The sequence below is a fragment of the Rhizobium ecuadorense genome (genome assembly GCF_001187535.1).
Taxonomy (GTDB): domain Bacteria; phylum Pseudomonadota; class Alphaproteobacteria; order Rhizobiales; family Rhizobiaceae; genus Rhizobium; species Rhizobium ecuadorense.
On the sequence record NZ_LFIO01001835.1, the window covers coordinates 35,107 to 59,329 of the forward strand.

General features: G+C 63.8%; 17 protein-coding genes. 6 read left to right on the forward strand and 11 right to left on the reverse strand.

Translation table 11 applies throughout. The features are described 5' to 3' along the window. The first annotated feature begins 45 nt into the window (after positions 1-45). Positions 46-1,179: an RHE_PE00001 family protein gene (locus AF337_RS38885; protein ID WP_049736330.1), complete on the forward strand. Its 1,134-nt coding sequence runs from the start codon at positions 46-48 to the stop codon at positions 1,177-1,179. A gap of 179 nt (positions 1,180-1,358) precedes the next feature. Here the strand turns inward: AF337_RS38885 and AF337_RS38890 are convergent, their stop codons facing one another. From AF337_RS38890 to AF337_RS38900, 3 genes are read right to left on the reverse strand one after another with little or no spacing between them, the layout of a single operon-like run. Further along, positions 1,359-2,069: a Bax inhibitor-1/YccA family protein gene (locus tag AF337_RS38890; RefSeq protein WP_049736331.1), complete on the reverse strand. Its 711-nt coding sequence runs from the start codon at positions 2,067-2,069 to the stop codon at positions 1,359-1,361. Positions 2,070-2,089: 20 nt separating this feature from the next. Continuing rightward, entirely contained in the window at positions 2,090-2,857 is a 768-nt protein-coding gene (locus AF337_RS38895) for an anti-sigma factor family protein (protein WP_049736332.1), read from the reverse strand. Then, on the reverse strand, positions 2,844-3,383 hold the full coding sequence (locus AF337_RS38900; RefSeq protein ID WP_049736333.1) for a sigma-70 family RNA polymerase sigma factor: 540 nt from the start codon (positions 3,381-3,383) through the stop codon (positions 2,844-2,846). Before AF337_RS38900 ends, AF337_RS38895 begins: the two co-directional genes overlap by 14 nt. A 153-nt stretch (positions 3,384-3,536) precedes the next feature. On the opposite strand from AF337_RS38900, the gene AF337_RS38905 reads away from it, so the two are divergent. Continuing rightward, positions 3,537-3,818 (forward strand): hypothetical protein, encoded by a 282-nt coding sequence (locus AF337_RS38905; RefSeq protein ID WP_049736334.1) that lies wholly within the window; start codon positions 3,537-3,539, stop codon positions 3,816-3,818. Positions 3,819-3,846: 28 nt separating this feature from the next. Here the strand turns inward: AF337_RS38905 and cueR are convergent, their stop codons facing one another. The 5 genes from cueR to AF337_RS38930 form a co-directional block, all read right to left on the reverse strand. Next, positions 3,847-4,236: a Cu(I)-responsive transcriptional regulator gene (gene cueR / locus AF337_RS38910; protein ID WP_049736335.1), complete on the reverse strand. Its 390-nt coding sequence runs from the start codon at positions 4,234-4,236 to the stop codon at positions 3,847-3,849. 9 nt (positions 4,237-4,245) lie between these two features. Then, positions 4,246-6,771, reverse strand: coding sequence for a heavy metal translocating P-type ATPase (locus tag AF337_RS38915; RefSeq protein ID WP_049736336.1), 2,526 nt, complete (start codon positions 6,769-6,771; stop codon positions 4,246-4,248). A gap of 119 nt (positions 6,772-6,890) precedes the next feature. Then, positions 6,891-9,500, reverse strand: a complete 2,610-nt coding sequence (treY, locus tag AF337_RS38920) for a malto-oligosyltrehalose synthase (RefSeq protein WP_049736337.1) — start codon at positions 9,498-9,500, stop codon at positions 6,891-6,893. Positions 9,501-9,667: 167 nt separating this feature from the next. Beyond that, positions 9,668-11,749, reverse strand: a complete 2,082-nt coding sequence (gene pbpC / locus AF337_RS38925; protein ID WP_049736338.1) for a penicillin-binding protein 1C — start codon at positions 11,747-11,749, stop codon at positions 9,668-9,670. Next, positions 11,746-17,217 carry an alpha-2-macroglobulin family protein gene (locus AF337_RS38930; RefSeq protein WP_049736339.1) on the reverse strand — a complete coding sequence of 1,824 codons (5,472 nt, stop codon included), beginning with the start codon at positions 17,215-17,217 and terminating at the stop codon, positions 11,746-11,748. Before AF337_RS38930 ends, pbpC begins: the two co-directional genes overlap by 4 nt. Before the next feature lie 208 nt (positions 17,218-17,425). Between AF337_RS38930 and msrA the strand changes: the two genes are divergently transcribed. Beyond that, entirely contained in the window at positions 17,426-18,133 is a 708-nt protein-coding gene (gene msrA, locus AF337_RS38935) for a peptide-methionine (S)-S-oxide reductase MsrA (protein ID WP_049736340.1), read from the forward strand. Between the two features lie 7 nt (positions 18,134-18,140). Here msrA and AF337_RS38940 read toward each other — a convergent pair whose 3' ends face one another. Continuing rightward, the gene (locus AF337_RS38940) at positions 18,141-18,680 is read right to left on the reverse strand and encodes a L,D-transpeptidase family protein (protein ID WP_049736341.1); all 540 of its coding nucleotides are present in this window, start codon (positions 18,678-18,680) and stop codon (positions 18,141-18,143) included. A gap of 262 nt (positions 18,681-18,942) precedes the next feature. Here AF337_RS38940 and AF337_RS38945 point away from each other — a divergent pair, with 262 nt between their 5' ends. Further along, positions 18,943-19,383 carry a response regulator gene (locus AF337_RS38945; RefSeq protein ID WP_049736342.1) on the forward strand — a complete coding sequence of 147 codons (441 nt, stop codon included), beginning with the start codon at positions 18,943-18,945 and terminating at the stop codon, positions 19,381-19,383. Positions 19,384-19,409: 26 nt separating this feature from the next. Here AF337_RS38945 and AF337_RS38950 read toward each other — a convergent pair whose 3' ends face one another. Continuing rightward, positions 19,410-20,150, reverse strand: coding sequence for a TetR/AcrR family transcriptional regulator (locus AF337_RS38950; RefSeq protein WP_063844359.1), 741 nt, complete (start codon positions 20,148-20,150; stop codon positions 19,410-19,412). Between the two features lie 172 nt (positions 20,151-20,322). Between AF337_RS38950 and AF337_RS38955 the strand changes: the two genes are divergently transcribed. After that, complete coding sequence (locus AF337_RS38955; protein WP_049736343.1) at positions 20,323-21,522, forward strand: multidrug effflux MFS transporter; 1,200 nt, start codon at positions 20,323-20,325, stop codon at positions 21,520-21,522. A gap of 138 nt (positions 21,523-21,660) precedes the next feature. Further along, a complete protein-coding gene (locus tag AF337_RS38960) occupies positions 21,661-22,953 on the forward strand; it encodes an MFS transporter (protein ID WP_049736344.1) in 1,293 nt (430 codons plus the stop codon). A gap of 5 nt (positions 22,954-22,958) precedes the next feature. Here AF337_RS38960 and AF337_RS38965 read toward each other — a convergent pair whose 3' ends face one another. Next, complete coding sequence (locus AF337_RS38965; RefSeq protein ID WP_049736345.1) at positions 22,959-23,996, reverse strand: LacI family DNA-binding transcriptional regulator; 1,038 nt, start codon at positions 23,994-23,996, stop codon at positions 22,959-22,961. Between the last annotated feature and the right edge of the window lie 227 nt (positions 23,997-24,223).

Here is a 24,223-nt window from a genome sequence, read left to right on the forward strand (position 1 = left end):
AACATCTGTTTTGCTTCCATTTGTGAAAAACCGTAAAGCTTAACAATGCGCTACGAACTCGACAATGCGATGCTTCAAACTCTGCTTCCATCCTTTGCCGCAGCAGAGGATGCGCTGGCCCGGCTGGACGAACGGGTGGTGCGTTCGCCGGTCGGTGAGGGCTTTGCCGAACGCAGTCATTTCTTCGATGCCGCCGGCGCGCTCTGGGTGGCCGGCGAACTCGTGCATGTCGAGGATCTGGTTTTGCACGATGCGCATATGGACAGCCGGGCGCCCAGCCACGAGTTGACGATCGCCCATTCCGTGCTGCGGGCCCGCCGGCGCATCTGGACCGGCGAACCGGCCTGGGCGCTTGGCGCCTCGGGGCTTGCGACGCTGACGGCGACGCTCGGGGAAGGGGAGGGGACAGTGCCGGAGGCCAAGAGCCCTGCGGTTTCGCTCGAGACCGACGAAGAAAGCAGGGAAGAAGACGGGCCGCTCGCTGCCGAGATGGCGGAGATCGACGCGCTTCTTGCCCGCTCGCAAAAACTGCTCGACATCCACACCGGCAAGCTACCGGCAAGCGAGACGGCCGTCGCCCCCCCGGCGAGGCGCAATGACGATCCGCTCGGCTTGCTGGGCGATGACGAATGGGATGAGGAACAGCGGCTTGCCGAGTGGCGCGGCCTGTTGCCATTGGCCGACAGCTTGCCGCCGGTGCTCGGCGCGATCATTCTTTTCGAAGCCTGGGAAAGGATCGAGCCGTTGCGGCGTCAGCACTGGCTCGGCGGTCTTCTGGTCGCAGGGCATCTCCGCGCCCGCGGCAAGGTCGCCTCACATCTCTTTTCTTTTTATGGTGGGCTGAAGCTGGTGCGCCATGAACGTCGCCGAGCGCGCGATCGGGCAACGCGGCTGCAGGCCTTCCTGGAGGCGATGCATCTGGGGGCTGCCGCCGGTCTCAAGGAACTCGACCGGCTGTCGCTGGCCCGCACGCAGATGGAGCTGCGCTTTCGCGGCCGCCGTTCGAACAGCAGCCTGCCGGACCTTGCCGATTTCATCCTGTCACGACCGATGGTCTCGGCGGCGATGATCGCCCGCCATCTGCGCATTACCCCGCGCGGCGCGCTGAACCTCGTCAACGAGATCGGCATTCGTGAAATCACCGGCCGCGGCCGCTACCGCGCCTGGGGCATCATCTGAAAATAAAAACGGCCGGAGTGACCCGGCCGTTCTGGCTCTGTTTTTATCCATGTCGTTATCCCGGAACCGCTGCACACTTGCGGGCGACATGTATTTAAAGTGAACACCCGATCTACCATCCTGTCACGGAGTGCAGACCGGGTGCTCTTGCGCTTCCTTTGCCCCCGGAAGCGCGATCCCTATTCCCGCTCGCCCGTGAAGTTGAGCAGAAGCTGGAAGATGTTGACGAAGTTCAGGTAGAGCGACAGAGCGCCGAAGACGGCGAGCTTCTGGTTCGATTCCTGATCGTAGTTTTCCGAATACTGTTCCTTGATGTTCTGCGTGTCGTAGGCGGTGAGGCCGACGAAGACGACGATGCCGATCACCGAGACGGCGAACTGCAGCGCGGACGAACCCAGGAAGATGTTGACGATGCTGGCGATGACAACGCCGATGAGGCCCATCATCAGGAACGAGCCCATGCGCGAGAGGTCACGCTTCGTCACATAGCCGTAAAGGCTGGTGGCGCCGAACATCGTGGCGGTGATGAAGAAGGTCCGCGCAATGCTCATCCCGGTGAAGACCAGGAAGACGGAGGCGAGCGACAGGCCCATCACGGCGCAGAATGCCCAGAAGGTGATCTGGGCGGTGCTGGCCGACATCGTCTGGATGCGGAACGAGAAGAAGAAGACGAAGGCGAGCGGCGCCAGCATCACCACCCACTTCAGCGGCGAGCCGAAGATCGGCACGTAGAGGGCCGGCGTCGAGCCGACGACGAAGGCGACGAGGCCGGTGATAACAAGGCCGAGAGCCATGTAATTGTAGACGCGCAGCATATGCTGGCGCAGGCCTTCGTCGAAGACGGCCTGGGAGCCGGCCACGGCGCCGTAGCGGGAATTGATCGGGTTCATGCTGATCTCCTCGGTTTGAACTAATAGAGCGAGCGGGCGAGCCGTTCGGCCGCCTGATCGAGATTGAGACCGCTTTCGTCGGCGATCAGCGCATAGGCGACCTCGCCGATCTGCCAATAGGCGGCTTCTGCTTTCTCAAGCGCGAGATGGCTGACCGGCTTGACCTCGAAAGCGCCGGGGCGGACGGCGAACAGCGACAGCCGCTTTCCATCAGACTGCTCGATCGCCATTTCGACACTGGGGCCGAATTCGGACGGGAAGATCTGCACGTCGGCGACCTTCCAATCCCCAGGCAGTTCCGGCATCACGATCGCGGTGGCGGCGCGAATATCGTCGGCGCTGTAGGTGGCCGGCGTCTGCGGCGGCATCGATTGGCGTAGCGCCGCGGTCTGATAGGCGCGGACGGCATCCTCGACATAGGCGGGTGCCGGCACCGATGCCGATACCTCGGTTGCCGAGAAGGCGCCGAAGGAATTATGCGCCACCCAGCCGGCGGTGACCAGAATACCGACAGCGGCAATGCGCTGCATGGAATGGAAGATGCGGCCATAGGAAAGACCGCGTTCCAGCCGGCGGGCGGCATCGCGGGTCTCGGGGCGACCGAAGGCGCTTTCGCCGGCAAGCGCCAGGCGCAGCTCGCCCTTGACGCTGAGGTCGGCCATGACCTTGGCGGCAATCGCCGGATGGCCGGAAAGATAGGATTCCACCTGGATGCGGCGGGCGACATCGAGCTCGCCATCCACATAGGCGTCGAGATCGGCATCGAGGATCGGATCAGTTGCTTTCATTGCCGTCTCCCCCGATCAGTCTCAGATGCGACTTGCGCGGCGTCTTCTCCTCGAATTCGCGCAGTTGGGCGCGGGCGCGGGAGATGCGCGACATCAGCGTCCCCACCGGAATGGCGAGCGCGTTGGCGGCTTCCTGGTAGGAAAGGTCTTCGATCGCCACCAGATGCAGCGCCTCGCGCTGTTCCTCCGGCAGGTCGAAAAAGGCGTCGCGCACCTGCTGCAGGCGCACGGCATGTTCCTGGCCGGCCGGCAGCGACTGCTCGGCCCCGACAGCCGCCTCGTCATGGCGGCGCGTCAGCGACCGGTTCTGGCGCAGACGGTCGACATGAGCATTGTGCAGGATGGAGAGCAGCCAGGTGCGCAGATTGCCGCCGCTGCGGAAACTCTTTTTCTTCTCGAGCGCCCGCACCAGCGCATCATGCACCAGATCCTCCGCCTCGTCCGAATTGCGCACCAGCGAGCGAGCATAGCGCCTCAGCGCTGCAAGCTGTCCGATGACGTCGAAGGGGCGGTCTTTGCGTTCCATGATTGAGTATACGCAAGCGCGGCCGATTTTATTCCCGGCGGCGGAAAAAAATCATACGGACCGGCGACCCCATTGCCGCGGCTCAAATCCGCGATTGTTTATGACAATTACATGACAGATCATGACGCCGCTGATTTGAGGGGAAAATTAAGAATGAAAGAAAAGAAGCGGGTCTACGAAGCTCTCGTAGACGGCGCCATGGAAGGGCTGACGGATCAGGCGCTCTATGATTTCGTCAAGGCGCGTTGTCCAAACGCCACCAGCAAGAAGATCGTCCGGGCCTCGCTTCTCGCTCTCATTGATCCTCATCTCAGGGACCGCAATATTCTCGACGTGATCTACGCCCTTGCGATCAAGCATCGGCTGGATGACGGCGAAGATGGGCTGGCTGCATCCGCGCGGGCGGCCAACCAGAACATGCCGCAGCTTTCCTGAAGCGCGACGCCTGCGTCTTCCGAGATAATCAGCCGCCGTCCGAAAGCCCTTCGAGGATCGGACAGTCCGGCCTGTCATTTCCGTGGCAGGCATGCACGAGGTGCTCCAGCGTGCGCCGCAGGTCCGAGAGCTCGCGGATCTTGCGGTCGATCTCGGCAAGCTTGGTCTCGGCGATCTCCTTGACGTCGGCGCTCGCGCGGGCTTTGTCCTCGTAGAGCGCCAGCAATTGCCGGCACTCGTCGACGGAAAAACCGAGACCGCGCGAGCGCTGCAGGAAGCGCAGCTTGTGGACATCGGTCGTGGCATAGTCGCGATAGCCATTGCCGCCCCTTTCGGGGCGGATGAGGCCGATATCCTCGTAGTAGCGAATGGTCTTCGCAGGCAGGCCGGAACGTTCCGATGCTTCGCCGATATTCATCGTCACCTCCTATAATTTTGCAAAGCGCAGTCTCAGCGCATTTGAAATCACCGAGACGGACGAGAGGCTCATCGCCGCCGCCGCGATCATCGGCGACAGCAGCAGCCCGAAGATCGGATAGAGCACGCCGGCTGCGACCGGCACGCCGAGCGCATTATAGCCGAAGGCGAAGCCGAGATTCTGGCGGATGTTGCGCATCGTCGCCTCCGCCAGCCGCCGCGCCCTGACAACGCCGGTGAGATCGCCCTTCACCAGGGTGATGCCGGCGCTTTCCATTGCAACGTCGGCGCCGGTGCCCATGGCGATGCCGACATCGGCGGCCGCGAGCGCCGGCGCATCGTTGACGCCGTCTCCGGCCATGGCGATGACGGCGCCCTTGGCGCGCAGTTCCTCGATCAGCGCGCTTTTGCCCTCCGGCAGCATATCGGCGCGGACTTCGTCGATCCCCAGGCTTTTTGCCACCGCACGCGCCGTGCGCTCGTTGTCGCCCGTCGCCATGATGATCTTCAGGCCGCTGTCATGTAGCGCCTTGATGGCCGCGGCGGTCGTCGGCTTGATCCGGTCGGCAACGGCGACGAGACCGGCAAGCGCGCCGTCGAATACGACGAACATCACCGTCTTGCCCTCACCGCGCAGGGCCTCGGTCTTCTCGGCAAGCGCCGAATGATCGATGCCGAGATCGGCAAGCATCGCCGCATTGCCGAGCGCCACCATCGTGGCGCCGGCAAGGCCCTGAACGCCCTTGCCGGTCTTGGCCTCGAAGCCGGTGACCTCGACGAAGGCGACGCCGCGCTCTTCGGCGCCGGACACGATCGCGTCGGCCAGCGGATGTTCGGAACCGCGCTCCAGGCTTGCCGCCAGCGACAGCAGCCGGTTTTCTTCGGTTCCACCGAAGGCGACGACGTCGGTGAGCTTCGGCTTGCCCTCGGTCAGCGTGCCTGTTTTGTCGACGATCAGCGTATCGACCTTGGAAAAACGCTCCAGCGCTTCGGCGTCCTTGATCAGCACGCCTTCGCCAGCCCCGCGCCCGGTTGCGATCATGATCGACATCGGCGTGGCAAGACCGAGCGCGCAGGGGCAGGCGATGATCAGAACGGCGACGGCGGCAAGCAGCGCATTGGCAAGGCTCGGTTCCGGGCCGACCGCCGCCCAGACGATAAAGGCAAGGATGGCCGCGGCGACGACCGCCGGCACGAAGAAGGCCGACACCCGGTCGACCGCGCCCTGGATCGGCGCGCGTGAGCGCTGCGCCTTGGCGACCATCTCGACGATGCGCGACAGCACCGTGTCGGCGCCGACCTTCTCGGCCGACATGACGAGGGAGCCGTTCTTGTTGATCGTGCCGCCGGTCAGTGCGTCGCCCTTCGATTTCTCCACCGGCAAGGGCTCGCCCGATATCATCGATTCGTCGACGGTCGACTGGCCCTCGAGGACAGAACCGTCCACCGGAACGCGCTCGCCGGGGCGCACACGCAGCCGGTCGCCGGCCTGGATCTCGTCCACCGGCACATCTAGCTCGCTGCCATCGGCATCGATGCGCCGCGCCGTCTTCGGCGCGAGATCGAGCAGAGCGCGGATAGCCGAGCCGGTACGTTCGCGTGCTTTCAGTTCCAGCACCTGGCCGACGAAGACGAGGGCGACGATAACGGCGGCCGCCTCGAAATAGACCGGCACACCAGCACCATGGCCGCGGAAACTCATCGGGAAGATGCCGGGCGCCAGCGTGGCGACGAGGCTGTAGACATAGGCGGTGCCGACGCCGAGACCGATCAGCGTCCACATATTCGGGCTGCGGTTGACGAGGGACGCCCAGGCGCGCCGGAAAAATGGCAGGGCCGCCCACAGCACAACAGGCGTTGCCAGCAGCAGTTCGAGATAGGTCGCCTGCGGCTCGCCGATCATTTCCCTAAGCGGCAGGCCGAGCATCGGCCCCATGCCGAGGGCGAGCAGCGGCAGAGCCAGGATGGCGCTGACCCAAAGCCGTCGGGTGAAATCGACAAGTTCGGGGTTCGGGCCTTCGTCATCAGACGGAATGCCCATCGGCTCGAGCGCCATGCCGCATTTCGGGCAGTCGCCAGGCCGGTCGCTGACGACCTCCGGATGCATCGGGCAGGTATAGAGCGTACCCTTCGGCACCGGTTTTGCCGCCGGGCGTTTGCCGTCGCGATACGCTGCGGGATCGGCTTCGAACTTTGTCTTGCAAGCGGCCGAGCAGAAGTAGAATTTCTCGCCCTCGACTTTCAGAAAATGTTTCGCCGTCGAGCGATCGACGGTCATGCCGCAGACCGGATCCTTCGCGGTCAGGTACTCCTGCGGCGCGGCGGTAAACTTCGTCCGGCAGCCTTCCGAGCAGAAATGATAGAGGCGGCCGGCATGATCGAGCGAAGGCTTGCCGGCCTCTGGATCGACAATCATGCCGCAGACCGGATCACGGGTTATGACGTCGGCAGTCTTTTCCCCGCCATGGCCGCAGCAGCTGTGATCGCCGGCATGGGCGTGGCCGTGATGATGATCGTGATCGTGTTTGATATTCATGACTGTCTCCTATGCCCCAGGGGCAGTTGGAGAGACTTATCCACCTTCCAGCAACTGGAAGGTCAAGTGCCAATTTTGACGAGGCAGATTTTTCGAAGCCTTGTTGTCTAGCCCAATCCTCAGATCGGGCTGATCAGCCCGACCGGCTGACTGCCGAGCAGGGCGGCGACAGCAATGCTGCCGCCGGGTTCGATCGTCTTTCCGGTCACCAGGTCCGCTTTCAGCCCGTGAAGAGGGGAGGGGACGGCGATCGCCGTATCCTCCCAGAATTCCGGGCCGGCAAAGAGCACGCCCGGATCGAGCCAGCCGAACATCAGCCGGGGTGCGGCGACGATAGCGAAATTATCCTTGTGCACCCGGGCAAAAGCCAGCACGTGCTCGCGCCGGCCGCCGGTCACCTTCAGCGGCAGATAGTCGCCTCTGGCAAAGAGCGCGGGTTGCCGCTGGCGCAGCTGCAGGCTGATCGCGATGATGCGCTGCTTCAATGCTGCCGCCTGAAGCTTGGCGATCGGCCCGGCGTCATCAAGCCAGGCGGCCAGCAGCGCATGATCGATCGGCCGGCGGTTATCGGGATCGACGAGGCTGAAATCGAAACCCTCGGAGCCCTGGTAGATGTCGGGAATGCCGGGCGCCGTCAGCTTGAGCAGCGTCTGCGACAGGCTGTTGAGGTAACCCGCCGCGATGAAGGGCTGCAGCACCCTTTCGAAATCCTCGAGGAAGGCATCGTTTTCGGGTGGAACCAGCGCCGCCGCATAGGCCGTCACCGCTTCTTCGTAAGCGGCATCCTGTTCGATCCAGCCGGTGTGGAGTTTAGCCTCGCGCACCGCCTTGACCGCGTAATCGGTGAAGCGCGCGCGAAGGCCTTCCGTCTGCGCCCTATCGAAATCCTCCGGCCAGACGCCGGCCAGAGCCTGGTAAAGCATCCATTCGACATTCGGCTCCGGTGCCGCACCATTCGGCAGGTCCGTCAGCCAGGACCGGTTCATCTCACGCCAGCGTGCCACCGCCTGCACGAAAACATCCGCGCCCTCGCTTAAGGCGTAGAGCCTGGCGCGCGCATCCTCGCCACGTTTGGTGTCGTGGGTGGCGCTGGCCGAAAGCCCATGCGGCTGCAGCCGCGCCCGCTCGGCCATGCGGCGATGGAATCCCTCCGGGCCGTCCGGCGTCTTGCCCGGTTCGCCACCGACTTCGTTTGCCGCAAGCAGCCTGTTGTAGCGGTAGAACAGCGTGTCCTCCGTCGCCTTCGCCATCACAGGCCCGCTCAGTTGCTGGAAGCGGATACGGAACTCATGGGCGGCATCCCCCTCGACCTTGCCTTCGAGAAGCTTCAGCACATGGTCGAGCCCACGCCGATCATCGAGCCGGGCCATGGCTTGCGATGCGGTCGCGGCAAGGACAGCTGAATCCTGCCACGCGAGCGGACCGCCATCGCCATAGGTGCGGTAGACGGGGAAGGCGATCAGCAGTTCGCTCAGCGCCGTGGCGATCTCGTCTCTGTTTATCTCGGGAAAGATGCCCGCGGCGATCGACACCAGCCGGCCGGTTTCGCCGGCGAAATTGCGCTCGACCATCAGCCGCTTGGCAAGCCGCCGGCCTTCCTCGAGATCGCCCGTCTCGCCGGCAAGGCTGCGATAGGCATCGTCCAATCTGCGCAGACCGCCGCCGTCGATGAAGAGTTCGCTCAGCGCCGCGATGAACTCATATCCCGTGGTACCCGCGACCGGCCAGCTCTCCGGCAGCACTTCGCCGGGTCCGAGGATCTTTTCCACGACGATATAGCTGTCCGGCCCAACCGCGTCCCTCAGCCGGTCGAGATAGGCCTTGGGTTCGGCTAACCCATCGACATGGTCGATGCGCAGGCCCTGCACCTTGCCATGGCGCACCAGCTCGATCGTCAGCCGGTGCATGTCTTCGAACACGGAGGGGTTTTCGACGCGGGTTCCCACAAGCCCGGTCACCTCGAAAAAACGGCGATAGCTCAGATGCCGTGCCGCCTCCTTCCAATGGGTAAGCCGCCAATGCTGCCCCTCATGCAGGCTTTTGAGGAAATCGCGATCGGCTGAGATATCCTCGAGCTTTTGCCGGAGCACGGCGCGGTCACCGCCTTCGAAGAGGATGTCGCGCATGGCGCGGGCAAAGTCCTCGCCTGAGGTGGCGGCTGCAGCCTCCGCCATTCTCGTTGCCACCGGATCGTCGAGCCGGTTTGCGATCGCGCCGTAACTGCTGGGGTTGAGCGGCAGCAGCGTCTCGAAATAGCCGAAGGCGAAGTTGCCATGCGTTTCGTCGAGGGTGATGCGCAGCTCGCCATTGGCCAGCGCCCGCTCGAAATCCTGGCCGAGCTGCGGCAGGGTCAGAGGCTCGCTCCAGTCGATGTCGAAGTGGCCGGCATAGGCGCTCTGCCGGCCGAATGCCAGCACGTTGCGCCACCAGACATTTTCCGGCGAGGCGGCCATGTGGTTCGGGACGATGTCCAAAATCAGTCCCATGCCCGCCGCAGCCAGGCTTTCCGTCAGCCGCTCGAACCCCGCCCGGCCGCCGAGCGCCGGGTCGATCTCATTGGCGTCGATGACGTCATAGCCGTGGGTCGAGCCGCTGGCGGCGGTGAAGATCGGAGAGGTGTAGAGGTGGCTGATGCCGAGCGTCTTGAGATAGGGAACGAGGCCGCAGGCGCGATCGAAGGTCATGCCATTGCGGAATTGTATCCGGTAGGTCGCGGTCGGAAGGGTCATGAGGCCGTCTGACGTTGGAGGGAGACCCTTTCCAACGGTTGTGTCGGGGTTTTGGTTCCCTTACAGCGCCGCGCGTCTTTTCAGATGCGCAAAGGACGCTGTACATTTTTGAATCTACGCATCGTGCTTTCCGAAAATCGATTCCGATTTTCGGAAAGCACGATGCGCTAGTCGATGAAAACGCCCACGCTTGCGGCGCGCCCGGCCGAGTCGATAACGGTCAGTTTCGAGTAGCCGCCGCCGTCGGGCAGCCATTGCTGGGTGCGTCGGCGGGAGAGGTCGGGCAACGGCCTGCCGTTGGCAAGCCAGCGGAACGGCGCGCGGCCGCCCTGCAGCTTCAGCATCAGCGGCGACAGGTCGCCGGCGCCGGCGCCGAGATCGATATGGGCGCCCTCGGGCGGATAGACAATCTGAGGCGCGGGTTCGCGGCCGGAGGCGACGAGCAGGCCGCTGGCATTCAGCGCAAAACGTCGCTGGCTGATCGGCAGCTCGGACTGGGCAATGCGCACGGCGCCGGCCGGCGGGCGGGGCAGCGGGGTCATTGATATGCCGGATTTGGCGAAACCTTCGAACAGGATGGGGGCGGCGGTGCCATAGCCGGTCAAACCCGGCACGGCGCTGTTATCGGGCCGTCCGACCCAGACGCCGAGCACATAGCGCCCGTCATAGCCGACCGACCAGGCGTCGCGATAGCCGTAGCTGGTGCCGGTCTTGTAGGCGATGCCGCGCTGCGGCGCGCCGGCGGGAGGAATGACGCCGGAGAGAATATCGGCGATGTTCCAGACCGCGACCGGCTCCAGCAGCGGTTCGCCGTCGAGCCTATCAGGTGTGCCGGTGATGCCGTCGCCGAGCCTTGCCGGCTGGCCGCGATTGGCAAGCGCCGTATAAAGCTGCACCAGATCCTTGAGCGTGATGCCGACGCCGCCGAGACCGATCGCCAGCCCCGGCGTTTCGTTCGGCGGCAAAGCCGGGCGCACTTCGGCGCGGCGGAAGCGCACCAGCAGCCGCGACGGCCCGACGGCGTCAAGCAGTTTGACCGCCGGCACGTTCAGCGATAGCTGCAAGGCCTCGCGCACGGTGACGTCGCCCTGATAGCTCATATCGAAATTGCGCGGCCGGTAACCGAAGAAATCGGCCGGCCGGTCCTCGATGATCGTCTCCTGGGAGACGAGACCCTGTTCGAAGGCGAGCCCGTAGATGAAGGGCTTCAGTGTCGAGCCCGGCGAGCGGTTGACGCGCGTCATATCGATCCAGCCGGAGCGGCTGGCGTCGAAATAATCGGCCGAGCCGACCTCGCCGATAATCGCGCCGGTCTGCGCATCGGCCATCACCATGGCAAGCGACAGCTTCGGCCCGAGTTTCATCGCCGCGGCCCGGGCGACCGCTTCCAGCCCCTGCTGCACCTGCTTCTTCAAGGTCGTCTGGTGCCTGAGGACATCAGGCTCCTTGCGCAGTGCGGCTTCAGCCACATGGGCGGCCAATGCCGGCAATTGCATGCGCCGCATCGGGACAGCGGCAGCCTCGGCCCGCTCCGCCTCGCCGTCGCCGATGGCCTCGGCCACCGCGGCCCGATCGAGCACGCGTTTGCGCGCCTCTTGCGCCGCGTGGAGATTGCGGTCCGGCCGGCGCCGTTCCGGCAGCTGCGGCAGAGCGACGAGCAGGGCAGCTTCAGCGACGGTCAGGCGGCGCGGCTCCTTGCCGAAATAGGCAAGGCTTGCGGCGCGCACGCCTTCCAGATTGCCGCCATAGGGCGCATGGGTGAGATAAAGGTCGAGGATCTGCTCCTTCGACAGCCGCCGCTCGATCTGCACGGCACGCGCCAGCTGCAAAAGTTTTGCCGAGAGCGAACGTCCGGCGCGCGGCTCGATCAGCCGCGCCACCTGCATCGACAGCGTCGACGCACCGGAAACGATGCGGCCGTTGCGGAGGAATTGCGTGGCGGCCCGCCCGAGCGCCCAGGCATCGACGCCGCCGTGATCGTAGAAACGCTGATCCTCATAAGCGATCAGCATGCGCAGGAATTGCGGATCGACGTCGGCAACCGTGGTCTTCAGCCGCCAGCGCCCTTCCGAAGTCGCAAAGGCGCGCAGCAATTGTCCATCGGCATCGAGCACCTCGGCGGAGACCACATCCGCTTTGTCGAGCGGCGGCGGAAAGGCCTTGTCGGCGGCATCGAGCGCGAGGAGACCTGCGCCGGCAAGAAGGATGCCGGCGGCGGACCCGATCGCAAACTTGCGCCACAGCCTCATTGTTGTGCCGCCACGACCTCCATCTTGCCGGTCGCGGTGCGGGCCGAGAGCTCCGGACGGTACATGTCCTCGACGCTTGCGGCCGGATGATCGTAGGTGCCGGGAGTGACGGCGCGCACGACATAGGCGACGTTGAATTCGCGGTTATCGTCCGCCGCGCGGTTGAAGGCGGCGACGAAGCGATCGTAGCGGAATTCGGTATGGGCGGTGGAGATCTCGCCGATCCAGTCGAAATTCGTCATCTGGGCGCTGTCGACGAGGTTCGGATTGTCGATCTCGAAACCGGCCGGCAGCAGGTCGGTGATGACGATGCGCGACGGCCAGTCGTTGCTTTCGCGCACATGGATGACGACGACGTAGCGTTCGTTCTGCTTGGCTTCGCTGACATTCGCCTCTTCGCCGTCGAGCGTGTAATAGCTGCGCTCGATGAGGAAGCCGTCGCCGCCGGCCGGCAGCGGCACGGTCGGGGCGGCAACGGTGGTGACAATGGCCGAGACCGCGTCGTTCGTCTGGTTGGTCAGCGTCAGCGGATGGTCGGCGAGCGCATCGCCGGTCATGCGGGCCATATAGGCGCCGGTGTGGGCCGCGCCGTTGACATCGACCTTCAACCCGTCATCGCCGCCCTGGATGGCGCGGGCGGCAAGCAGCATCCAGGCTTCTTCCTGGGTGCTCTTGTATTTGCTACGGCCCCATTCCTTGGCGACGGCCTTGGCGAGATCGGGGACGACGGGTGGCACCGGCCGGCTTTCGGCGGCGAGCGCCAGGATCGCCGCGCCATCGCGCAGGATCGTGCCGTAATCGGTGCGCGACAGGTTCACCCGCGACACCATCGATTGCTGCGACATCTGCAGGGCGTCGAGGAAAAGGTTCTTCGAACGCTGGGCATCGCCGTAGAGCGCCAGTGCTGCGGCGATATGCGCCTTGGCAAGCGGCGTCGGGAAGTCGTTGATCATCGTATCGGCATAATAACGCAGATCGCTGATCGCCGCCTTCTTGTTGCGGGCAAGCACATAGATGGCATAGGCGATCTGGTCGCCCTGGCCCTTGATGTCGGTGGTGTAGGAGAGCGTGTTCTGCAGGTTTTCGAGCGCCTGCACGAAGGCCCTTTCCGGGACGTCGTATTTCATTTCGCGCGCCCGCGTCAGGAAATCGGTGACGTAGGAATCCAGCCAGACGTCGCCCGAATCCGGTCCCCAGAGGCCGAAGCTGCCGGCCGAGGCCTGGTAGGAGAGCACGCGGTAGATCGCATCCTGCACGCGCTTGTGCACGTCGTCGTCGTTTGCGATGCCGGCCTGCTTCGCCACTTCGGCGAGGTAGAGCAGCGGCAGCGCCCGGCTGGTGGTCTGCTCGGCGCAACCGAAGGGATAGCGGTCGAGCGTCATCAGCAGCGCCGGAATGTCGAAGGCGGCGGAACGGGTGACGTTGACGCTGATCGAAGCGCCGGGCAGCACGCTGTCGGCCAGCAGGTTCTTGTCGACGGTGAGCTTGGCCCCGGGCTTCAGCGCCAGCACCCTGCGTTCGGTGATCGGCAGGGATGACGGGCGCACCGGCACGTCGACGCTCTGGTCGAGCGACAGGCCGGAAGCATCCGAGAGGTTGATCGAGACGCTGCCGGCGCCCGGCTGTTTGCCGATGAGCGAGAGCGTCAGCTCGGATTTCGCTCCGGCTTCGAGGCGGATCGTCTGCGCGGCGGAGGCTTGTTCGATTCCGACCGCGTCATTGCCGGTCAGCTGCAGCTTGTAATCGCCGGCCGGCGCATCGGTGTTGGCGATGTCGAGGCGCAGATTGGCCTTGTCGCCGGGGGCGAGGAATTTCGGCAGGCTGGCGGTGACGACGACCGGATCGCGGATGATGACATCCTTGACGCCGTGGCCGACACCGGTCTTCGACCATGCCACAGCCATGACGCGCGCCGTGCCGTTGAATTGCGGAATGTCGAAGGAGACGTTGGCCTTGCCTTCGGCGTCGAGCTTCACCGGCCCGGAGAAGAAGGCGACGAGCTTCTGCGTCGGCGGGCTTGACTGCAGCGCCACAGCACCGCCGTCGCCGCCGGTCCGGAGCTTGCCGGTCGCACCCAGCGAGCCGTCGATCAGCCGGCCGTAGAGGTCGCGGATTTCAAGGCCGAGCTGCCGCTGGCCGAAATACCAGTCCTCCGGGTTCGGCGGTTCGTAGCGCGTCAGGTTGAGAATGCCGACATCGACGGCGGCTACCGTGACATAGGCATCCTCATTGGCGCCGGCACCCGCCACCTGCAGGCCGATATTCAACGGTCCGCGCGGCAGCATCTTTTCCGGCGTGTCGAGCTTGACCTGCAGTGCACGCTGTTCGGGATCGACCTTCAGCCATTTGATGCCGATCGAGCGCATCGGCATGTGGCTGTCCTGCGCGTCGCCGGGGCGGAAGAGTGTCGCGGTCACATAGGCACCGGCGCCCCAGTCCGCGGTGACGGGGATTTCGACCTCGCCGCCGGTCTCGCCGATCGCGGCATTCTGCACGGCGACGAGCTTTTCGGTTCCTGATGTCACCATCAGCTCGCCGCCGTAGCGCGAGGTGACCTTCAGCTTGGCGGTGTCGCCGATCTTGTAGCTGTCCTTGTCGAGGGCGATCTCAAGGCCATCAGGTGTTTCGGTCGAGGTCGAGGTGACGAACCAGCCGGCGTCGAATTCGACGCTGGAGGTCGGGCCGTCGGCATCCGGGCTTTCCACTTCGAGGCGATAGCGGCCCCATTTCACCGGCACGGAGATCTTGCCGCCGTCCATCGTGGCGTCGACGCTGCCGTTGGCAACCTGCTCGGCGGTATAGACCGGCTCGTATTTCCACGCCGTTCCCTCGCGATACCATTGGTACTCGCGGTTGAGGCTGTAGAATTTCCAGCGCAGGCCCTTGGTCTCCTGCTTCTGTCCGTTGGCATCGACGCCGATCACCGTGAGGTTGGCGATCGAGTTCTCCGGCAGCTCGTCGGAAAATTCCGGCTTGATGCCGATCGCGGCGCGGTCGCTCTTCACCGGAAGCACCAGCGAGCGCTCGATGGCGCGGCCGCCCGCTTCCTGCATTCTCACATAGACGGTGGCATTGAGCAGCTGTGTCGTTGCCGGCAGGTCGCCGACGGTCAGATCGGTCGTAGCTTCGCCGTTCTCGTCGAGTTCCGGCAGACCGTCGATCGGCAGGCGGGAATCTTCGTTCGCTTCTTCGTCGGCGAGCCCGAACAGGAAGCCCTTATAGGCGGCGCTCTCACGCGTCGGCTTGACGACGACGTCGCCTTCAAGCGTCAGGCCGACCGCCGGAGCGCCATAGAGATACTTGCCGGAAATGGTGATATGCGCCGGCGTATCCGGGCCGATTTCCTTGGCCTCGGTCTTGATTTCCATGTCGGTGCGATCCGGCACGAAATCGTCGACCAGGAAGCTCTTGCTGGCGATCGCGCTGCCCTTGGGATCGGTATAGATGTTCATCGTCCAGGTGCCGCGCATGGCGTTTTCCTGGGTGGCGAAATCGACGGAATAACCGCCGAGATTGCTGGTCTGGCTGACGATCCGCCGGTCTTCGACGCCATCGGGACGGCTGAAGATAAAGGTGAGCGGCAGGTTCTCGATGGCGTTGCCGTCGGTGTCGCGGGCAAGCGCCTGCGCATGCACCGTTTCGCCGGCGCGGTAGATGCCGCGTTCGGTGAAGGTCAGGACGTCGATCGCGCCGGGTGCGGCACGGCCGGTGACGCCGCGGTCGGAGAGGTCGAAGCCGGCTCGTGTCATGTCGAGGAAAACGTAGTCCGAGGTGCCGTTCCTGGCGGTGATGACGGCGGGCGTCAGCGCCGCCGTGCCGCGGATCAGGCCGGCGGTGAAGGTGGCGCGGCCGTTTTCGTCTGTGGTCGCGGTGCCGAGCACTTCATTGTTCTTGGCCAGCAGCTGCAGCTCGACGCCCGCGATCAGCTTGGCCGAGGCGAGCGAACGGGTAAAGACATTGAGCCCGTCGGTGCCGGCATAGGTGGTGACGCCGATATCGGAGACCAGGAACCATTGCGTCGCCTGCGAATCCCACTCCTGCGCCGGGCCGTTCGGCGCCGTTGCCGTCATGACGTAGATGCCGGGCTTGCGCTCCGGCAGCGCCTCATCGACCGGGAAGCTGGTGACGATGTCCTTGTTGAGCTCGTTGGCGATGTCGATCGAGCCCTGCCAGACGAGCTCGCCGTTCTGATCCTGGATGTTCTGGGCGCTGTAGCCGTCGAGCTGGGTGAGGAACTGCGAATTGGTCAGGAGCGGCGCGATGGCGCGGTCGCCGATACGGTAGAGCTTGAGGTTGGCAGAGGCCAGGTTGACCGAGACGAGCGGGATGCCGCGGCGCGCCGTCGAGGGCAGCACGAAGCTGTCGCCGGTGAAGCGCACCATCTGGCTGCGGTCCTTGATATAGACGTCGATGCTGACGGGCGCTTCGAGCGCCTCGTCGACGGATGACGGCAGGCCGGTGCGGAAGGCGATCTTGTAGGTTTCGCCATGCGTCAGTCCCTCGACGCAGATCTGCTTGTCCTTGGTTTCGAGCGCCTTTGGGGCTGCGCCGTTCAGCGTCACGAAAGGCGTATAGTCGGTGGTCTTGATGAGCGCCTCGGAGAAGGTGACGCAGGCGCGCGGCGTGGCGCTGTCGGCGTCAACCGTGTGTTCGGTGATGCGGAAGCCCTGCGTTGCCTTCAGCTGCAGATAGGCCGCCTGCACATCGTCGGAGGCAACCAGCGCCAGGCTTGCCTTGTAGGCATAGAGCGCCGGGCGGTAATTGGCGTTTCGGTCCAGGGCATCGGCCAGCACGGCGAGCGCCTCGGCGCGCTTGGGCTTGGTGCGCGTCAGCTCGTAGCCGTTCAGCGCGTCGAGCACGGCTTGGCCGCTCGTACCGCTCTCGGCGGTACCGAGCGAAGCTGCGGCGCGGGCGGTTTCGAGCCAGAGATCGGCGTCGTCAGGGGTGATCGACAGCGCGCCGTGGAAGGACTTGAGCGCGTCGGCCAGATTGTTGCCGGTGAGATCCAGACGGGCATTGGCGGTCAGGCTGTCGGCGCCTTGGCCCTGCTGGTCGTCGGTCAGCTCGAGATTGTCCTTGAAGTCATGGGCCTGCTGGATCAGGTCGTTGGTCAGGAAGGTCAGGCGCGGCGCGGCGCCGAGATCCGGTTCCTTCTGGGCGGTGGTTTCGACGATCTTGCCGGCAATGGCGCCGGGGAAGGCGTTCATCGTCTTGAAATCGGATTTCAGGAAACACCATTTCACCTTGGGATTGTACGTGAAGGCCTTGCAGCTCTTGTCGCCGATGCAGGAGGTCTTGCACTGATCGAGCGAGACGTTCTGCTCGGTGCGAAGATCGAAGCCGAAGAAATCGGCGTCCTTGATCGTCTGGATGTCGCGCTTGGTCTCCGCAGCGGCTGCGGGAAAACTGACGGCGATCGTGGAAAAAAATGCGATTGTCGCGAAAGCAAAGAACGAGCGCACGGACATAGATTCCCCCCAAGGATACAGGCGATGCTGGCTCTGACCGGCGGCACTCTCGTCACTCTACGCGAGATTGTCAACTCGACTCGCGCGCTGTTTCGTCTTCGTACAGAAGCTTTCGTCCGGCTGTCACATCGGCGTGAGTGATCGCCTTGTGATTTGCGGCTTTCACAAGGATGAGCAAGGATTTGGGCCATCGCTGGAGGTAGCACCCATGTTCATGTCTTGCCGCCGCAGGAGCCTCGCCGCACTCCTGGCCGTCACTATTTTCTCAATCTCTGCGGGTGCCGCCGGCGCTGCCGAAGATGCCGTCGTCATCCCGCCGCCTGATGTCGACGAAGCGGGCGGGTCCGGCACCGAGACCGCCATTTTCGCCGGCGGCTGTTTCTGGGGTGTGCAGGGCGTCTTCCAGCATGTCAAAGGCGTCACAAGCGCCGTCTCCGGTTATGCCGGCGGTGAAGCGAAAACGGCGCAGTACGAAACCGTCGGCACCGGTGCGACAGGTCATGCCGAATCCGTCGAGGTGAAATTCGATCCCAAAGAGGTCAGCTACGGCAGGTTGCTGCAGATCTTCTTCTCGGTGGCCCATAACCCGACGCAGCTGAATTTCCAGGGCCCGGATCAGGGCACGCAGTATCGCTCGGCGCTGTTCGTCACCGATGCCGGGCAGCGCAAGATCGCCGAGCGCTATATCGGCCAGCTCGACAAGGCGCATGTCTTCGCCCAGCCGATCGTCACCAAAGTGTCCGACGCCACCGGCTTCTATCCGGCCGAGGGCTATCATCAGGACTTCCTGACGCTCAATCCAACCTATCCCTATATCGTCTATAACGACCTGCCGAAAATCGAGAATCTGAAGTCGCTATTTCCCGCCGACTATCGCAGCCAGCCGGTCCTCGTCAGGAAAGGCTCTAAGGGCTGATTACCCGTCAGGGCAGGATGTCGATGGGGGTGTGATCGGGGACGCGAGCCCAGATATCCTGCATTTCGGCGTTGGTGACGGCAATGCAGCCATCCGTCCAATCCCACAGCCGATGGGCTTGCCGGAACAGGCCCCAGCCGTTCGGAAGCCCGTGGATCATGATATTGCTGCCGGGCGGAAAGCCATTGGATTCGGCATTGCGCCGGTCTTCAGGGCCTGGATAGGAAATATGCAGGCTGAGATGCGCCATCGACTTGGGATTGCGCCAGTCGATTTCATAACGCCCTTCCGGCGTTTTTTCGTCGCCTTCCCGTTGCTTGGGACCCGCATCGGCAGCCTGCCCCAGGGAAATCCGGTAGGTCGAGATCGGAACATCCCCTTTGAGAAGGACCATGCGCCGCTCGGATTTATAAACGCGGATGAGATCGGCCTGTTGCGCGAGCGGGGCTTCCGGAGGCGGTGAGCCCGAGCCGATCCTTGCCATCAATTTGGTATAGGCGAACAAGCTGACGATCGCGATGGCCAGGACGATGAATTTGCTTCTCACCAGAATCCTCGATCTTCAAACCTACGGAATAGTCATATCGTGTCATCGCGCCCTCATCCAGAAGTGCGCGCTCAGTCCATCTTTTGCTTCGCCGACTTCTTGTTAAGAATTTATCAACGTTAACAATACTTTAATTGAGGAAAATCGCGTTCCACCGCGGAACATATCGCCAAGTTGCCCGTTACGACAAGGAGTTTCGAGCAGGGACAGCTGCCGGAGCGGATGCCTCTTTCGAGTTATGGCGTAAACAAGGGGACGTATCATGGCCACCAATGTCGTGCGGCGCTGGCAACGAGATGATCTCATGAGACAGAGAGTATTGATCGTCGAAGATGAATTCCTCATCGCCCTGGATCTCGGGGCGACGGTGGAAGGCATGGGCATGCAGGTGGCAGGCCTTGCGAGCGATCGCGAACAGGCGCTGCGGCTGGCGCCGCTTGCCGATATCGCCTTCGTCGACGTCAATCTCGCCGACGGCCCGACCGGGCCCGAGATCGGCCGGCGGCTGGCGCAGGAGCACGGCATTGCGGTGGTCTTCATGACCGGCAATCCGGAGGTCGTCGCCGATGGCGTCAAGGGCGCGGTCGGGGTGGTGCAGAAGCCGGTCATGCCCTCCGTCGTCCAGCAACTGGTGAATTACCTTGCCGCGCGCCGCGTCGGCATGTTCGCAGTTGTGCCCTCACAGATGACGGTCTTTGCTTAACATCAAGGGCTTGAGCGATACGCCGGTCAGCCGGCTATGGCTGCAAGCTGCGGCGGCCGGCCGGCACCATCGGTTCCCGGCCTGCCATAGGCCTTGAGAAAGGTGCGGACGGCGTTGCGCGCCGCCTTCTCAAGCTGTTCATCGGTTGGCGTACCTCCGAACAGCGTCATCATCTGCAGGTCGGCATTGGCGAGCGCCACGAACTGCCGGGCGGCGACGTCGAAATCGTCGATGACGAGCGCGCCGGTATGAGCGAGCCGCGCGAGAAGCGCGGAAAGGGCGGTGGTCAGTTTGCCCGGGCCCTGCTGACGCCAGCTTTCGAACAGGTGCGGATAGCGCTCACCCTCGGTCTGCACCAGCTTGCGCAGGAATTTTCCGTCGTGATTGCAGATGCAGTTCTTGTTGAGACGCACGGCAAAGGCCGTCAGCCCGTCCTCCAGATTGTCGGCATTCTCGGGGAAGCTCGACAGCACGGAGAAGAGCATGGCGTTGGCGCGGTTCATGACGTCCTCGACGACGGCGACGAAGAGCGTTTCCTTCTCACGATAGTGATTGTAGATCGTCTGGCGCGAGACGCAGGCGACGGCGGCGATCTCGTCGATGCTGGCGCCGGCAAAACCCTGGCGGCAGAAGACGTCGGCGGCGGCATCGAGGATCGACATGCGCTTGGCGCATTGCCCGCGCTGTGTATGCCCTCCCATGCGGATTGCCGGTGTCATGCGATCTTTCATGACGACGAAGATAAGGCGTCTTGACGTTTTAGACAATGGCGTCTAATTTTACATCCGTGTCCAAATTTATTGACACGCTTGCTTCCCGCTGAAGATATGAGCTCCCAACTTCGTCTTCGCGCGAACGATCATCATTCGAACCCTTAAGAGCCATGCGGCGGAGCGACGATTCGGCGCCTTCGCCCGCGCTTTCACGAAAGATCACCCTATGACGGCTTCCTTCTTTCGCATTGCCCTCATTCTCGGCCTTCTCTCGGCCATCGGGCCTTTCGCCATCGACATGTATCTGCCTGCGCTGCCATCCATCGGCCAGGATCTGCATGCCGATAACAACGTTACCCAGCTGACCCTTCTCGCCTTCTTCATCTCCTTTGCGCTCGCCCAGCTCGTCTATGGCCCGTTGTCGGATATGTGGGGCCGCAAGCTGCCGCTCTATCTCGGCATCGGTGTTTTCGCCGTCGCCTCGATCGGCTGCGCGCTCTCGACCGACATCGAGACGCTGATCGCCTTCCGTTTCGTCCAGGGCATCGGCGGTGCCGCCGGCATGGTCATCCCGCGCGCCATCGTCCGCGACATGCATACCGGCGTGCAGGCGGCGCGGCTGATGTCGCTGCTGATGCTGGTCTTCTCGATCTCGCCGATCCTGGCGCCGCTGACCGGCAGCGCCGTCATCGAGTTCTACGGCTGGCGCGGCGTGTTCTGGGCGGTGACTATTGCCGCCCTGATCGGCCTCGTCCTGCTCGCCACCCAGCTTGAGGAAACCCGGCCCGCCAAGGAACGCAGCGGCAGCGGCCTGAAGAGCGCCATGAGCGCCTACCGGCTGCTGCTTGCCGATCGCAACTTCCTGACGCTGACCTTCATCGGCGGTCTCGGCATTTCGAGCTTCCTCGTCTATCTCGCCAACTCGCCCTTCGTGCTGATCCAGCATTACGGGCTGACGCCGACACAATACAGCTTCGCCTTCTCGATCAATGCCGTTTCCTTCTTCGCGGTGTCGCAGGCGACAGGCTGGCTCGGCGAGCGTTTCGGCCTGGTGCGCGTCATGCGCATTGCCGTCAGCGCCTTCGCGCTGGCGATGGTCGTCATGGCAGTGGTGATGGCCTCCGGCTTCAACCAGCTGCCCGTCATGGCGAGCTTCCTGTTCATCGGCTACGGCTTTCTCGGCCTCGTCATCCCGACGAGCGCCGTGCTGGCCCTTGAGGATCACGGCGCCATCGCCGGCACCGCCTCGTCGCTGATGGGCACGCTGCATTTCGTCATCGCCGCCGTTGCCATGGTGATCTCGAGCCTGTTCTTCGACGGCACGGCCGTTCCGATGGCCGCCGGCATCGCGCTCTGCGCCTTCGCAGCCTTCGTGCTGACCCAGGCAACGATCGGCCGCCGCGCCGCCGTCGCCGCTGCCGAATAAGCAAGGAGCGGCCGCATCCGCCTCCGGGTGCGGCCACCAATCAGGGTTGCGTTGTCGGAGAAAATACCTCGCGCAATTGAATATTGGTGGGTAGCGCTATCTACGCCTGACGAAGCATTGTCATTCCGGAGAAGACGCATGGTCGACGAGAAGCGGCTCATCTCGAAAATCACCTGGAAGCTGATGCCGTTTCTCGGCATCCTCTACCTCATCGCCTATATCGACCGGCAGAATGTCAGTTTTGCCAAGCTGCAGATGGTCGATGCGCTCGGAATGAGCGAATATGCCTACGGCCTCGGCGCTTCGCTGTTCTTCATCGGCTATTTTCTCTTCGAGGTGCCGAGCAACCTGTTCCTCGACAGGCTCGGCGCCCGCGTCTGGTTCGCCCGCATCCTGGTCTCCTGGGGTCTCGTCACCGTGGCGCTCGCCTTCACGCAGAACGCCACGATGTTCTATATTCTGCGCTTCCTGCTCGGTGTCTGCGAAGCCGGCTTCTTTCCCGGCGTGCTCTATCTGCTGACGCTGTGGTTTCCTTCAGCCTATCGCGGCAGGATGGTCGGACTGTTCATGATCTTCAGCGCCATCGCCAATGCCGTCGGCGCACCGCTCGGCGGCGTGCTGCTCGATCTCGATGGTCTCTATGGTTTTGCCGGCTGGGAATGGGTGTTCCTGGCGACCGGCATTCCGGCCGTCCTCGCCGGCATCGTCACCTTCTTCTATCTTCCCGGCCGGCCTGAGAATGCGAGCTTCCTGAGCGGTGAGGAAAAGGACTGGCTCGAACGCCGGCTTGCTTCGGAAAATGCCGGCATGGGCGAAAATGCCGGAGATGGTTTCAAGGCGCTCATCGACCCGCGCGTCCTGCTGATGGCGCTCTGCTATATCGCCTTTCCGCTGTCGGCCTACGGGCTGAGCTACTGGCTGCCGACCATCGTCAAGGCCTTCGGCGTCAGCAACACGGTCAACGGTTTCCTCAACATCATTCCCTGGCTGCTGGTGGCGGTGGCGCTCTATGCGGTTCCCACCATGGCCGACAAGGCGCAGTCGAAGACGCCCTATATCGTCATTCCGGCCTTCATCGGCGCCGCCTGCCTGCTGCTCTCGGCGCTGATCCCGAACCACGCCGTGCAATTCGCCTTCCTGTGCCTCGCCGCGGCCGGCATCTTCGCGCCGCAGCCGGTGTTCTGGAGCCTGCCCTCGCGTTTCCTGAAAGGGGCGGGTGCCGCCGCCGGCCTTGCCGCCATCAATTCGGTCGGAAATCTCGGCGGTTTCGTCGCCCAGAACGTCGTGCCCTGGATCAAGGATGAGAGCGGCAGCACGATCGCGCCGATGTTCTTCCTGGCCGCCTGCCTTGCCGCCGGCGCCCTCTTGGTCTTCTTCGTCACGCGTCAGCTGTCGAGCCGGGAACCTCCGGCGGCGCCGAGCCGGGTCTGAGGGCTTCAGCCGGTCAGCGTGAAAGCGTCGCTTTCGCCGGGAACGAGTTCCAGCGGCCAGATCCGGTTGCGGGCGCCCTGCGGATAGTGCTCGGCATAGGCCGGCATGCTGGCGAGCAGGGTTTCGCCGAGCTGGGCGCCGAGATCGCGCAGCGACATGCGGAACGAGGTCAGCGACGGCTGCAGGAAATGCGTACGCGGTTCCTCGCGGAAACCGACGACGGCGAGATCGCGGCCGGGAACGATGCCGGCCTCTGCCAGCCGGCGATAAAGCCCGATCGCCATCAGCTCATGGATCAGGATGATCGCGGTCGGCCGCTCTTCGATCATCAGCAGTTCGTGGCCGGCCTGATAGCCCCCCTGTTCGCTCGACTTGACGCGGATGACCAGCGCCGGGTCGAAGGCAAGGCCGTGGCGTTGCAGCGCCTGACGGTAACTGTCGAGGAAGATATAGCCGAGATTGATATCGGAGGAGGGGGCGGCCACCGCGATCCGCCGGTGGCCCTTGGCGACGAGCCGGTCGACGCCGCGCGCCGCGACGCCCTCGAAATCGAGGTCCATCCAGGTATAGCTGCCGCCCGATGCGCTGCGGCCGAGTGCAACGAAGGGGATGCGGGCCGTTTCCAGGAGCTCGATGCGCCGGTCGGTGCGGCGGGTCGCCGAGATGATCAGCGCGTCGACCAGGCGGCGCGCCACCATGCGCTTCAGATATTCATGCGGATCCTCGTCGTCGGGGCAGGGCAGCATGACCAGATCGAGCTTGTGGCGGGAAAAGACGCTCTGCAGCCCGTCGGTGACGCCGAGGAAGAAGTCGTCGCTGTTTTCCACCGTCTCACGGCTGACCTCGAGCATCAGCCCGATGACATTGGTCATGCCCTGGCGAAGGCTGCGGCCGGATTGATTGGCGACGTAACCGAGCTCTTCGGCGGCCGCCAGCACGCGCCGGCGCGTTTCGTCGTTGACGTCGGGCTTGCCGTTCAGCGCACGCGACACGGTGCCGATCGAAATGTCGAGATGCTCGGCGAGCTGGCGAATTCCCTTCATCTCTGGCGATCTTCCTCCCGTGCCGCGCCTAGTGTCATGACCCTTCTTGCCACAGGACGACGCCTGCGAAAAGCCATGGGAGGGGAGGTTGCGGCTGGAAGCTTCGGCGGATGGGCGGGCGGAATTTATTGCGAAGGTACTGTCGTTATGATGACCGACCGATTCGCGCCAAAGGCTGCCCCTCACCCTAACCCTCTCCCCGTTCTGACGGGGAGAGGGGACGTGCC

Bases quoted from the DNA above. Each gene is read 5' to 3' on its own strand.
- AF337_RS38885 (WP_049736330.1), top strand. From the start codon at position 46: ATGCGCTACGAACTCGACAATGCGATGCTTCAAACTCTGCTTCCATCC.
- AF337_RS38890 (WP_049736331.1), bottom strand. From the start codon at position 2,069: ATGAACCCGATCAATTCCCGCTACGGCGCCGTGGCCGGCTCCCAGGCC.
- AF337_RS38895 (WP_049736332.1), bottom strand. From the start codon at position 2,857: ATGAAAGCAACTGATCCGATCCTCGATGCCGATCTCGACGCCTATGTG.
- AF337_RS38900 (WP_049736333.1), bottom strand. From the start codon at position 3,383: ATGGAACGCAAAGACCGCCCCTTCGACGTCATCGGACAGCTTGCAGCG.
- AF337_RS38905 (WP_049736334.1), top strand. From the start codon at position 3,537: ATGAAAGAAAAGAAGCGGGTCTACGAAGCTCTCGTAGACGGCGCCATG.
- cueR (WP_049736335.1), bottom strand. From the start codon at position 4,236: ATGAATATCGGCGAAGCATCGGAACGTTCCGGCCTGCCTGCGAAGACC.
- AF337_RS38915 (WP_049736336.1), bottom strand. From the start codon at position 6,771: ATGAATATCAAACACGATCACGATCATCATCACGGCCACGCCCATGCC.
- treY (WP_049736337.1), bottom strand. From the start codon at position 9,500: ATGACCCTTCCGACCGCGACCTACCGGATACAATTCCGCAATGGCATG.
- pbpC (WP_049736338.1), bottom strand. From the start codon at position 11,749: ATGAGGCTGTGGCGCAAGTTTGCGATCGGGTCCGCCGCCGGCATCCTT.
- AF337_RS38930 (WP_049736339.1), bottom strand. From the start codon at position 17,217: ATGTCCGTGCGCTCGTTCTTTGCTTTCGCGACAATCGCATTTTTTTCC.
- msrA (WP_049736340.1), top strand. From the start codon at position 17,426: ATGTTCATGTCTTGCCGCCGCAGGAGCCTCGCCGCACTCCTGGCCGTC.
- AF337_RS38945 (WP_049736342.1), top strand. From the start codon at position 18,943: ATGGCCACCAATGTCGTGCGGCGCTGGCAACGAGATGATCTCATGAGA.
- AF337_RS38955 (WP_049736343.1), top strand. From the start codon at position 20,323: ATGACGGCTTCCTTCTTTCGCATTGCCCTCATTCTCGGCCTTCTCTCG.
- AF337_RS38960 (WP_049736344.1), top strand. From the start codon at position 21,661: ATGGTCGACGAGAAGCGGCTCATCTCGAAAATCACCTGGAAGCTGATG.
- AF337_RS38965 (WP_049736345.1), bottom strand. From the start codon at position 23,996: ATGAAGGGAATTCGCCAGCTCGCCGAGCATCTCGACATTTCGATCGGC.